We start from the raw sequence: 10,310 nt of genomic DNA on the forward strand, positions 1-10,310 counted from the left end.
ATACGGGCGAGAAGGCGCGATCGCCCCCTGAAAACCATACCCAATCCCTTTGGGGGACGGGTAGGCACGTAGTGTTTTTTGACAGACCCATGCCCCAAGCCGTTATTTACGATCTCGATGGTCTGCTGCTAGACACGGAGCCGATCCACGCCCAGGTCTACGACGAAGTTGCTCAGCAGTTTGGTGTTCAGCTCGATCCCGCCTTTCAGGCCAAATTGCGCGGTCGTCCCTCCCGTGAGACTTCACGCTTGATTGTGGAAACCCTCAATCTCCCCGTGACGCCGGCGGAGTTTCTGGCGATTCGCAAACCGATCATCGAAGCGCGAGTCGCCCAATCGCCAGCCCGTCCGGGTGCTGCGGAATTGGTGCAGGCGTTGCATCAGCGGCAGTTTCCCCAAGCGATCGCCACCAGTTCGACCCAACCGGCATTTGCGATCAAAACCCAGCAGCACCAGCATTGGTTTCGGCTGATCGAGACTGTTGTTTGCGGCGATGACCCGCAACTGGAACGGCCCAAACCTGCGCCGGATATTTTTTGGCTGGCGGCCAAGCGCCTTGGGGTCAAACCCGAAGCCTGTTTGGTCTTCGAAGATTCCGTCAGTGGCGTACGGGCAGCCCTGGAGGCGGGGATGACAGTTATCGCTGTGCCTGATCCTGCCGATCGCGATCGCTTGCCCTCGGAAGTGCACTACTGCTTAGAAAGTTTGGCCGACCTCTTGGACCGCGATCGCTATCCTGACCTCTTAGCGGACTTGACGGCCCTACCGGCTTTGCCTCGATAGCAGATGCGGCGTCAATTCAGAGGCATGGAGATGGATCTGCGATCGCAACTGTTGGCTTGGCAAGTAGTCCTGATAGCCGAGGCGCCGGATTGGACGGCGATCCAACAGCAGGGCCAAGCAATCACTCAGACCCTTGCGCAGACCGAGGGCGATCGCTACCTCACCTATCGACTTGAAATTGAGAAGCACCTGCGGCTCTTACAGCTGGATCTCAGCTTTTGGCAGCGCAGCCGCGCTTCCCAGAGCCAACATGTCCGGGTTGCAGCTCTACAGCAACGTCAGCAAACCCTCATCCGCTACTGTGAAGCAGTGCTTACTGCGATCGCCCAGGCATGACGCGCTACTTCTACCTGCATGGTTTTGCCTCGGGGCCAGAATCGGCTAAGGCCAAGTATTTACGCGGCTGCTTTCAGCGGCTAGGCCTAGAGCTGATCTGCCCAGACTTTAACGAGCCCGACTTTTCCAGCCTGACCTTCAGTCGTCAAGTAGCCCAAGTCGAAGCGCAACTGACCGATGAGCCGACGATCGTGATTGGATCTAGTCTGGGCGGACTGACGGCTGCTTGGCTAGGGCAGCGCAATCCCCAGATCCAGAAGCTCGTTTTGCTTGCACCGGCTTTTGAATTTCTGGCTCAGTGGTTGCCGCGTATGGATGACTCCGCTCTAGCGCAGTGGCAGCAAGCAGGGTTTCGTCCGGTTTACCATTGGCGCGATCGCGATTTTCGTCCTCTTCATTGGCAATTTGTGGAAGACCTGCATCGCTGGCAAGATCAAGATTTAAAGCGATCGCTGCCCACCTTGATCCTGCATGGCACGGCGGATGAAGTGATCGATTTTGCCGCGAGCGAGCGATTTGCCGTCCAGCGGCCTTGGGTGACGCTGCAAGCGCTGACCAGTGATCATGCCTTGGGCAATGTCAGTTCGCAAATTTGGCGCGCCTGCCGGCAGTTTGCCGAACTTTCCGTCTGCGATCGCGGAGCGTTGAGTCAGAAGAGCATTCCGGGCAATCGCCTATCCTGAGGGGCAGTGACCATCTTCAGAATGTCCTGTACGGTATGACATCCTCGCCACTCACGGATCCGCCTAACAACGCCTTCGCGACAGAAATCGAGGCTTTCATTCAGCAGATGGCTCCTCAAGAAGGTCCAGGGATTGTGCTCTGTCGGGGTCATGAACTCTACTACTTCAACGCTGCTGCGATCGCCCGCTGTCCCGACCCTGCCCTACGGGAAGATATGGCCAGCAGTCTGGCTGATCTCGATTTCGCAGCGGAATATCTGGTGGGCTGGTTGGACGGACAGAGCTATCAACTCCAGCGCTGCACTTGGTCTCATCCGGTCAGCGATCGGGACTAAACCCATTTCCCCCAATCATGAAAGTTGCCTTCTTCAGCAGCAAAGCCTACGATCGCACCTTTTTTGAGGCAGCCAACGCTGACTATGGCCACGACCTGCAGTTCTTCGAGACGGGGCTCTCTCTAGGAACTGTTCAACTTGCTACGGGTTTCCGCGCTGTCTGTAGCTTCGTCAACGATCGCCTTGACGCCATCACCCTAGAAGCGCTGGCAGAGCTGGGCGTGGAACATGTTGCCCTGCGCTGTGCTGGGTTCAATCAGGTCGATTTAAGCGCCGCTGAACGCTTGGGCCTCAGGGTAGTGCGTGTACCGGCCTACTCGCCCCACGCCGTTGCAGAACATGCGATCGCGTTGATCCTGACGCTCAATCGCAAAATCCATCGCGCCTACGCCCGCACCCGCGAAGGCAACTTTGCCCTGGATGGTTTGGTGGGCTTTGACCTGAATGGTTGCACCGTTGGCATCATTGGCACGGGACGAATTGGGGCTGTGCTGACGCAAATTCTGCGCGGCTTTGGCTGTCATGTTCTCGCCCATGACTTGGTGGAAAATCCCGACTGTCTGGCAGCGGGGGCTGTCTACACCGACCTTGATCAGCTCTGGCAAGAGGCTCAAATCATCAGCCTGCACTGCCCGCTTACACCCCAGACCTATCACCTAGTCAATCGTGAGGCGATCGCCAAAATGCAGCCCGGCACAATGCTGATCAACACCAGTCGTGGCGGTTTAGTCGATACCCAAGCGGTGATTGAAGGCCTAAAACTCAAGCGGATCGGGGCGCTGGGCCTAGATGTCTACGAACAAGAAGAACCGCTATTTTTCCAAGACCACTCGACAGAAATCATTCACGATGACGTCTTTCAGCGCTTGTTAACCTTCCCCAATGTCGTGATCACGGGTCATCAAGCCTTTTTGACGGATACGGCTCTCCACAACATTGCCGAAACCACTCTCAGCAATCTGACCGATTTAGAGCAGGGTCGAGCCTGTCCCAATCAGCTGTTCGCTGGGTGACGCTACTAAAAAGCTGCCTTGCGGAAACCGAAGGCAGCCATTGCTTGCAAGATTCAAGATTTAGTCAAGCTCAGACGCAGATAGGGCGATCGCCTACCATTTCAAAAGATTGAACTGTTCCATATCCACCGTGTTGCGGTTGCGGTAAATCGCTAGCAAGATCGCGAGACCAACCGCCGCTTCTGCCGCTGCTACCGTAATCACAAAAACCGTAAAGACTTGGCCGCGAATCAATGTGCCATCCAGATAGTTGGAGAAGGCCATCAGGTTGAGGTTGACGGCATTCAGCATCAATTCGATCGACATCAAGACGCGAACGGCGTTGCGGCTGGTCACCAACCCATAGACACCAATACAGAACAGGGCGGCAGCCAAGACCAAAAAGTACTCGAGAGGTACAGTCATGGGATTGTTCCTTATCGCTTATTTCTTGCCAGCACCTGTCAGCAACTCTTCCCGCGATCGCTCGGGTAGCTGCAAATCTGCGGCCGCACCCGTGATCAGGTCTTCAGGTTCGAAGTCGCGGCGGGCCAAGACGATCGCCCCAATCATCGCCATCAACAGCAACACCGAAGCCAACTCAAAGGGCAGCAGGTAGTCGCTGAAGAAGTGTTCACCGATCAGGTAAATCGCTTCATCGCCACTGGCACCAGGGGTTGGCGTCACCGCCCAAGGGGTCGAAATTACAGTCAGGCTCAGGAGGGCAAAGAGACCGCCACAAACCAGAACCGTCAGCCCTTTGCGCAGCCAATTAAACTTGAGTGGTCGGAAGTCTTCCCGTTTGTTGACCAACATGATCGCAAACAGGATTAAGACGTTGACAGCGCCAACATAAATCAGCACTTGGGCAAAGGCCACAAAGCTGGCATTCAGCAGCAGGTAGAGACCAGCGATGCTGATGAATGCGCCTCCCAGCAAAAAGGCCGAGTAGACAATGTTGCTGCTGAGTACAACACCTAGGGCTGCCAAAACCACCCCAGCCGTCAGGATGATGAATGTAACTAGTTGAACGCCTTCGGCAAGAGTCACGGTCTAGTTCTCCTCGTTAGCGGCAGCAGCCTGCTTGTACTGATCGACGAGTTCTTCGGGACGCTGGCCCGCCCGGGGGCGATCGCTCGGCACCACGTGGGGGTCATACTCGCCTTTGGGCAAGTAAGCGAACTCTCGGAAGGGCGTCACCATTGGATCATCGGTCACTTTGTAGGGCAGACGACCGAGGGCAACATTGTCGTAGTTCAGCTCGTGGCGATCGTAGGTTGCCAGCTCATATTCTTCCGTCATCGACAGGCAGTTGGTCGGGCAGTACTCGACGCAGTTGCCGCAGAAAATACAAGCCCCAAAGTCGATGCTGTAGTTCTTGAGGTCTTTCTTCTTGGTCTCTTTGTTGTAGACCCAGTCCACTACCGGCAGGTTGATCGGGCAGACTCGAACGCAGACTTCGCAGGCGATGCACTTGTCGAATTCGTAGTGAATGCGGCCGCGGTAGCGCTCCGACGGAATCAGCTTTTCGTAGGGATACTGCACCGTGACTGGACGCCGCTGCATGTGGTCAAAGGTAACCCCCAAACCTTGGCCGATCGCTTTAGCAGCTTGGAGACTTTCCTTGGCGTAGTCTCCGACTTGCTTCAGAAATTTCAGCATGATCGTGTTCCTTCAGAACTCTCAAGAAAAGACCGAGACGGACTAGCCCCCAAAGGCCACGGGGAAGGTCAGTTTCAGCGCCGCCGTCACCAGCAAGTTGACCAATGAGATCGGCAATAGGAACTTCCAGCCCAAGTCCAGCAGTTGGTCAATCCGCACCCGGGGCACCGTCCAGCGCAGCAGAATCGCCGTGAACACCAGCAGATAAGCCTTGAGGACCGTCATCGTGATCCCCAGCGCTGCCGTTGTGATCTGCAGAATCGGGTTGGCAGGGTCAACACCGATCCAGTCAGCAACGCGATCGAGGGGAATCGGGAACTCCCAGCCACCCAAGTAGAGGATGGAAACGAGCAGGGCAGAGAGAATCAGGTTGACGTAGGAACCAACATAGAAGAGAGCGAACTTCATGCCGGCATATTCGGTTTGATAGCCCGCGACCAACTCTTCTTCTGCTTCCGGCAAGTCAAAGGGCAACCGCTCACATTCGGCCAGCGCTGCAATCCAGAAGATGATGAACCCCACCGGCTGTCGCCAGATGTTCCACCCCAAAATGCCGTAGCCCGACTGCTGGTCAACGATGTCGATCGTGCTCAGCGAGTTGGACATCATCACCACTGCCAGCACCGCCAGTGCTAGGGGAATCTCGTAGCTAATTGACTGCGCCGCAGCCCGCAAGCCACCGAGGAGCGAATACTTGTTGTTCGAGGCGTAGCCCGACATCAACAGGCCAATCGGCTGGATGCTGGAGAGGGCAATCCAAAGGAAAACGCCAGCACCAACATTGGTAATAATCAGTTCTTGCCCAAAGGGAACGATCAGATAGGACAAGAAGACAGGGATGACGACCAGCGCTGGGCCGATCGTGAACAAGAAGGCATCCGCCTTAGCGGGGATGATGTCTTCTTTCAGAATTAATTTCAGACCGTCGGCAGCTGATTGCAGAACCCCCAGCGGGCCTGCATACTCAGGGCCAATCCGTTGCTGCACCGCCGCTGAAATTTTACGCTCCAGCCACACGGTCACGAGGACCCCTACCGTTGCCGCGATGATCATCAGCAGCATCGGCAAGGGCATCCAGAGAACCTTCGAGAGGCCTGGCGAGAGCCCTAAAGACTCAAGCGATTGAATGAATGTGCCTTGGAGGTCGATCCCTCTGTCCATGGCTACTCCACTGCTGCCGATCATGGGTCACGAGTTGCTGTCAATCGCCGCTTTTGCAGGGAAAAACAGGCTTTTATGACTGTTGCTCAGTATATCGGTAGGCCGATCGCCCTCCCTGCAAAACTGAGCACTTTTGCTTAATTCCAAGATTGGAAGTTGCTATCCAGAAGATTCAAAAAACTGTTCATTCAAGCTGGGACGGTGCGATCAGACCTCACTCGAAGTAGTCGAAGGCCTTGTACCCCGCTTGTTTGATCAGAGCATCGCGCTCCGCCAGATGCAAATCTTCGCGCATCATCTCGCTCACCAACTGTTCAAAACTGATGCGCGGCTCCCAGCCCAGCTGCCGCTTCGCCTTCGAGGGATCGCCCAGCAATGTTTCTACTTCAGTCGGACGGAAGTAACGGGGATCAATCGCCACGATCGCTTGTCCCGTGGCTGGGTTGATGCCCTTTTCCTCCACACCACTGCCCGACCACGCAATTGTCAGACCCACTTCCGCCGCCGCAATTTCCACAAACTGACGCACGGAGAACTGTACGCCGGTGGCAATTACGTAGTCATCCGGTTGCTCCTGTTGCAGCATCAGCCACTGCATCTCGACATAGTCGCGGGCGTGACCCCAGTCCCGTTTGGCATCCAAGTTGCCGAGGTAGAGGCAGTCCTGCAGCCCCAGCTTGATCCGAGCAAGAGCACGGGTAATTTTGCGGGTGACAAAGGTTTCACCCCTCAGCGGTGACTCATGGTTGAAGAGAATGCCATTGCAGGCATAGATGCCGTAAGCTTCGCGGTAATTAACTGTGATCCAATAGGCGTAGAGCTTAGCAACAGCGTAGGGGCTGCGCGGGTAGAAAGGGGTCGTCTCAGTTTGGGGAATTTCTTGGACGAGGCCGTACAGCTCAGAGGTCGAGGCTTGGTAGAACCGTGTCTGCTGCTCTAGTCCGAGGATCCGAATCGCTTCGAGGATGCGCAGGGTGCCCAAGCCATCGGTGTTGGCAGTGTACTCAGGACTGTCAAAGGAGACTTGAACGTGGCTCTGGGCCCCGAGGTTGTAGATTTCGTGGGGCTGAATCTGCTGGACAATTCGAATGAGGTTGGTGGAATCGGTGAGATCGCCGCAGTGCAGAATAAAGCGCCGATCGTCGACATGGGGATCTTCGTAAAGATGATCAATGCGATCGGTGTTAAACAGTGAAGCGCGGCGTTTGATGCCGTGAACTTCGTAGCCTTTGTCGAGAAGAAACTCTGCCAGATAAGCCCCATCTTGGCCAGTCACTCCGGTAATCAGGGCGCGCTTACGGGTCATGGCAGAGCAAGGAAGGGAGAGACGGCTCGCTGTAATTTAGCAGCGATCGCGACGCTCTTCCTCAAACCTTCAGGGCAGTTCCACCCCAGAAGCGATGGGATCCTCGGTTGCTGCTGTCACAACCATTGGGGCAAACCCAGTTTTTAACCAATCACTCATTAGACTGGCGAGGGGTACGGCGACAAACAGGCCGAGAATGCCAAAAATTTTGAGCCCGAGCAGGACTGACAGCAAAATCCAAACGGGATTGAGGCCGATGATCTGACCCATCAAGCGTGGCTCGATCAGGTTGTCGTTGATCTGGCCCAGAAGGAACACTGTGATGAATAACTTGGCGGCGATCGCGGGATCCTGAAACAGTAAGACCCCGCAGAGGCTGATCACTAAGAGGATGTCGAGGAAGGGAATCAAGCTGCCGAGGCCGAGCACCAACCCCAACAGCAAAGCGAAGGGTATCTTGAGCAGGCTGAGGGCAACCAGCAGCAGCACGCTATAGAGACTGGCAATAATCAGCTCGCCGCCCAGAAAAGCCTGAAACTTTTGGCGGAGACCAATCGCAAGGCGATCGCGCCAAATCGCAGGCAAGCGTTGCAGCACTGTGCCGCTCACTTCTTCGCCATACATCAGTAGAAAGAGGGTGAGTACGACGGTGATCAGAAAGTTCAGTGCCCCGTCAAAAAATTCGAGGGTGAGGCTCAGAAGTTGGGTACTGAGGGTTTCCACCAGATCTGTCACTTCTGTCACCACCCGCTGAAACAGACTGACCCAATCCAGCGGCAGGTTGAAGGATAGGGTCCAAGCTTCGAATTGCAGCACCTCCAGTTTGGCGGTGTCGTACCAATGGGGTAGCGCCCGAGTCAGAACATTGACTTCGACTAATAGCGGCGGCAAGAGCCAAGTTGCGAGGGCGATAATCAGCGCAATGCCTCCGCCCAAGACTGTCAACAGAGCGAGCGATCGCGGCAGGCCTCGTTGCACGAGCCAGCGCACGGGGAGATCCAGAATGAACGCCATCAGGGCAGCCACCAGAACCATATTGGTCAGGGGCTGCAGCCAGTCCAGCAGTAGTTGCAAAAGCCAGAAATTCAGGGCAAGCAATGGTGCGAGAAGCAACCACCGAATCACCGCTGGCCAAGTACGCCAATCCGCGAGCATGCCAGTTCAGGAAACAATGGGCCGATTTTAGCGATCGCTTGGCACGACTTTACTAGGGCCTTCCGCCGAATCGCGATCGCTTCGTTAAGATTGAGCAAGCCACTGATACTAGACCTATGACCGCTGCTGTCGCCATTCGGGTTGCCAAAAAGAAACTGGCGAAGCCTCCTCTCGATCTCCACTACCTCGGCGATCGGGTGCTGCGACAGCCCGCCAAACGGGTCAGCCGGATTGACGATGAATTGCGGCAAACGATTCGGCAGATGTTGCAAACCATGTACAGCGCTGATGGCATTGGTTTGGCAGCCCCCCAAGTGGGCATCAATAAGCAATTGATTGTGATTGACCTCGAACTCGAGGATGAACAAGCACCACCCCTCGTCTTGATCAATCCCAAAATTGAACGCACTGCTGGTGATCTGGAGCAATGCCAAGAAGGCTGTCTGAGCATCCCCGGCGTCTATCTGGATGTAGAACGACCCGAGATCGTTGAAGTCTCCTACAAGGATGAGAACGGCCGGCCGCAGCGACTCGTTGCCGATGGTCTCCTTGCTCGCTGCATTCAGCACGAGATGGATCACCTCAACGGTGTGCTCTTTGTCGATCGCGTTGAAAATCGCCTTGAGCTGAACGAAGCCCTCGACAAAAAAGGCTTTGCAGTCCAAGCGGTTCGCCCTGTCGCCGCTGCCAGCTAAGTCGACCCTGCATCGGGCACTAGGGCTAGATGTCTGGGGGCTAGCCTGCTATTCTGCAAGCGCAAATTCCTAGCGCGGCTGCGATCGATGGTTGGTACTCCCAAAAGCTCTCTCTTTCTAGGGTTGTCCTGTATTGCCGCGATCGCGGCGGTTGGTTCTGTCTTTGAACTGACCTCGGGCACCCCTCAGCTCGGCACGTTAGTGACTGGTGGCATTCTGGGGCTCAGTATCCCAGTGGCAATCGGTTCCTTTCTGGCGGCTGTGCGTGCTGCTCAGTCTTAAGCCAATCCCGCAGCGGACAGTTCTTCAACTGGTTGCGGAACTGACTTAAGTTTTCCCCGTCCCTGTGGCCATTGAATGGCAATTAATGCCTGAATTTCTCTGTCGTCCCGTGCTTGTGCAAATCGAGGCATCCATGCGAATCCCCTTCTTTCTGCCCCTAGCGGCGCTGGCCGGTACCCTTCTGACGAGTTTGACCCCTCTTACGCCGCAGGCACGGGCGGCTCAGTTCGGGCAAGCTGAGGTCGATCAGAGTAAATTTGTCTTAGCTGCTTCACCGATCGGCAACGGTAGTCGCCATCAGTTACTGATCATTGAACAGGTCAAAAGCACCCGTCCTTGCTGGGTGGAAGAGGCAGGTACCCCAACACGTATCAATCCGCTGTTGTTGACCTTCGACTTCTCTGGCATTTGCGATCGCAAGATCGACAGCAATGGCTACTCCCTGCGAATTGCTGGAGTAGATCTCGGTTTAAACTACCGCCTCAGCATTGTTCGCCGTAATGGCCAAATGGTGTTGGTTGGTCAAGCCTTTCGCAGTGGTCCTGAGCTGGTGATTGCGACGGCCAATGGGGAATCTGCCGGCTTTACTAAGCTGGAACTGCAACCGGGCTGGCGCTTGGGTCGTCGGACTTTTGATGGCAAAGCCTTGGGTCATATCTATTTAGTGACCGATCAGATCCCGCCCGGCATGGCCCTACAAGGTGCTCAGACCAGTCCGAGTGCTGCGGTGGTTCCTCCAGCTAACGTGACCACACCGGTTAAACCAGCCCCTGCACCTGCTTCATTGCAACAACCAGTGCCTCCCCGGCCGCTCCCTAGTGCAAGTCAAGCCCCTGCCCCCACGCTCCGGCCTCTGACTCCCCCGCGGCTAACCCCGCTGCGTCCCTTGCGCCCGTTGACCCCAACCCAGCCGTAACTGAC

The 10,310-nt window shown here is 55.8% G+C and carries 14 protein-coding genes; 8 read left to right on the forward strand and 6 right to left on the reverse strand.

The features are described from left to right. Nucleotides 1-89: 89 nt before the first annotated feature. From SYC_RS01055 to SYC_RS01075, 5 genes are read left to right on the forward strand one after another with little or no spacing between them, the layout of a single operon-like run. Nucleotides 90-782, forward strand: a complete 693-nt coding sequence (locus tag SYC_RS01055; protein WP_039755972.1) for an HAD family hydrolase — start codon at nt 90-92, stop codon at nt 780-782. Nucleotides 783-785: 3 nt separating this feature from the next. Then, a complete protein-coding gene (patD, locus tag SYC_RS01060) occupies nt 786-1,118 on the forward strand; it encodes a heterocyst frequency control protein PatD (protein ID WP_155813855.1) in 333 nt (110 codons plus the stop codon). Continuing rightward, nucleotides 1,115-1,801 carry a YqiA/YcfP family alpha/beta fold hydrolase gene (locus SYC_RS01065; RefSeq protein WP_011242519.1) on the forward strand — a complete coding sequence of 229 codons (687 nt, stop codon included), beginning with the start codon at nt 1,115-1,117 and terminating at the stop codon, nt 1,799-1,801. Before patD ends, SYC_RS01065 begins: the two co-directional genes overlap by 4 nt. A 35-nt stretch (nt 1,802-1,836) precedes the next feature. Then, nucleotides 1,837-2,136: a hypothetical protein gene (locus tag SYC_RS01070; RefSeq protein WP_011377997.1), complete on the forward strand. Its 300-nt coding sequence runs from the start codon at nt 1,837-1,839 to the stop codon at nt 2,134-2,136. A gap of 17 nt (nt 2,137-2,153) precedes the next feature. Beyond that, nucleotides 2,154-3,149: a 2-hydroxyacid dehydrogenase gene (locus tag SYC_RS01075; protein ID WP_011242520.1), complete on the forward strand. Its 996-nt coding sequence runs from the start codon at nt 2,154-2,156 to the stop codon at nt 3,147-3,149. A 93-nt stretch (nt 3,150-3,242) separates the two neighbouring features. On the opposite strand, the gene nuoK is transcribed toward SYC_RS01075, so the two are convergent. The 6 genes from nuoK to SYC_RS01105 all read right to left on the reverse strand — a co-directional run bounded on the left by nuoK (nt 3,243) and on the right by SYC_RS01105 (nt 8,412). Continuing rightward, nucleotides 3,243-3,554 (reverse strand): NADH-quinone oxidoreductase subunit NuoK, encoded by a 312-nt coding sequence (gene nuoK, locus SYC_RS01080; protein ID WP_011242521.1) that lies wholly within the window; start codon nt 3,552-3,554, stop codon nt 3,243-3,245. An 18-nt stretch (nt 3,555-3,572) separates the two neighbouring features. Further along, nucleotides 3,573-4,178 carry an NADH-quinone oxidoreductase subunit J gene (locus tag SYC_RS01085; RefSeq protein ID WP_011242522.1) on the reverse strand — a complete coding sequence of 202 codons (606 nt, stop codon included), beginning with the start codon at nt 4,176-4,178 and terminating at the stop codon, nt 3,573-3,575. Between the two features lie 3 nt (nt 4,179-4,181). Continuing rightward, nucleotides 4,182-4,790 carry an NAD(P)H-quinone oxidoreductase subunit I gene (gene ndhI, locus SYC_RS01090; protein ID WP_011242523.1) on the reverse strand — a complete coding sequence of 203 codons (609 nt, stop codon included), beginning with the start codon at nt 4,788-4,790 and terminating at the stop codon, nt 4,182-4,184. A 42-nt stretch (nt 4,791-4,832) separates the two neighbouring features. Further along, the gene (gene nuoH, locus SYC_RS01095) at nt 4,833-5,951 is read right to left on the reverse strand and encodes an NADH-quinone oxidoreductase subunit NuoH (protein ID WP_011242524.1); all 1,119 of its coding nucleotides are present in this window, start codon (nt 5,949-5,951) and stop codon (nt 4,833-4,835) included. Between the two features lie 214 nt (nt 5,952-6,165). Then, nucleotides 6,166-7,257 carry a GDP-mannose 4,6-dehydratase gene (gene gmd / locus SYC_RS01100; RefSeq protein ID WP_011242525.1) on the reverse strand — a complete coding sequence of 364 codons (1,092 nt, stop codon included), beginning with the start codon at nt 7,255-7,257 and terminating at the stop codon, nt 6,166-6,168. Between the two features lie 69 nt (nt 7,258-7,326). Then, a complete protein-coding gene (locus SYC_RS01105; RefSeq protein WP_011377994.1) occupies nt 7,327-8,412 on the reverse strand; it encodes an AI-2E family transporter in 1,086 nt (361 codons plus the stop codon). Between the two features lie 116 nt (nt 8,413-8,528). On the opposite strand from SYC_RS01105, the gene def reads away from it, so the two are divergent. The 3 genes from def (at nt 8,529) to SYC_RS01120 (ending at nt 10,305) form a co-directional block, all read left to right on the forward strand. Then, nucleotides 8,529-9,107 (forward strand): peptide deformylase, encoded by a 579-nt coding sequence (gene def, locus SYC_RS01110; RefSeq protein WP_011242527.1) that lies wholly within the window; start codon nt 8,529-8,531, stop codon nt 9,105-9,107. 87 nt (nt 9,108-9,194) lie between these two features. After that, the gene (locus SYC_RS01115; protein ID WP_011242528.1) at nt 9,195-9,389 is read left to right on the forward strand and encodes a hypothetical protein; all 195 of its coding nucleotides are present in this window, start codon (nt 9,195-9,197) and stop codon (nt 9,387-9,389) included. A 64-nt stretch (nt 9,390-9,453) separates the two neighbouring features. After that, nucleotides 9,454-10,305 (forward strand): DUF3747 domain-containing protein, encoded by an 852-nt coding sequence (locus SYC_RS01120; protein WP_011242529.1) that lies wholly within the window; start codon nt 9,454-9,456, stop codon nt 10,303-10,305. Nucleotides 10,306-10,310 lie beyond the last annotated feature (5 nt).

Origin of the sequence: Synechococcus elongatus PCC 6301, from assembly GCF_000010065.1 — a bacterium.
Classification (GTDB): Bacteria; Cyanobacteriota; Cyanobacteriia; order Synechococcales; family Synechococcaceae; genus Synechococcus; species Synechococcus elongatus.

Bases quoted from the DNA above. Each gene is read 5' to 3' on its own strand.
- SYC_RS01105 (WP_011377994.1), bottom strand. From the start codon at position 8,412: ATGCTCGCGGATTGGCGTACTTGGCCAGCGGTGATTCGGTGGTTGCTT.
- SYC_RS01055 (WP_039755972.1), top strand. From the start codon at position 90: ATGCCCCAAGCCGTTATTTACGATCTCGATGGTCTGCTGCTAGACACG.
- patD (WP_155813855.1), top strand. From the start codon at position 786: ATGCGGCGTCAATTCAGAGGCATGGAGATGGATCTGCGATCGCAACTG.
- SYC_RS01115 (WP_011242528.1), top strand. From the start codon at position 9,195: ATGGTTGGTACTCCCAAAAGCTCTCTCTTTCTAGGGTTGTCCTGTATT.
- ndhI (WP_011242523.1), bottom strand. From the start codon at position 4,790: ATGCTGAAATTTCTGAAGCAAGTCGGAGACTACGCCAAGGAAAGTCTC.
- SYC_RS01065 (WP_011242519.1), top strand. From the start codon at position 1,115: ATGACGCGCTACTTCTACCTGCATGGTTTTGCCTCGGGGCCAGAATCG.
- nuoH (WP_011242524.1), bottom strand. From the start codon at position 5,951: ATGGACAGAGGGATCGACCTCCAAGGCACATTCATTCAATCGCTTGAG.
- nuoK (WP_011242521.1), bottom strand. From the start codon at position 3,554: ATGACTGTACCTCTCGAGTACTTTTTGGTCTTGGCTGCCGCCCTGTTC.
- def (WP_011242527.1), top strand. From the start codon at position 8,529: ATGACCGCTGCTGTCGCCATTCGGGTTGCCAAAAAGAAACTGGCGAAG.
- SYC_RS01075 (WP_011242520.1), top strand. From the start codon at position 2,154: ATGAAAGTTGCCTTCTTCAGCAGCAAAGCCTACGATCGCACCTTTTTT.
- gmd (WP_011242525.1), bottom strand. From the start codon at position 7,257: ATGACCCGTAAGCGCGCCCTGATTACCGGAGTGACTGGCCAAGATGGG.
- SYC_RS01070 (WP_011377997.1), top strand. From the start codon at position 1,837: ATGACATCCTCGCCACTCACGGATCCGCCTAACAACGCCTTCGCGACA.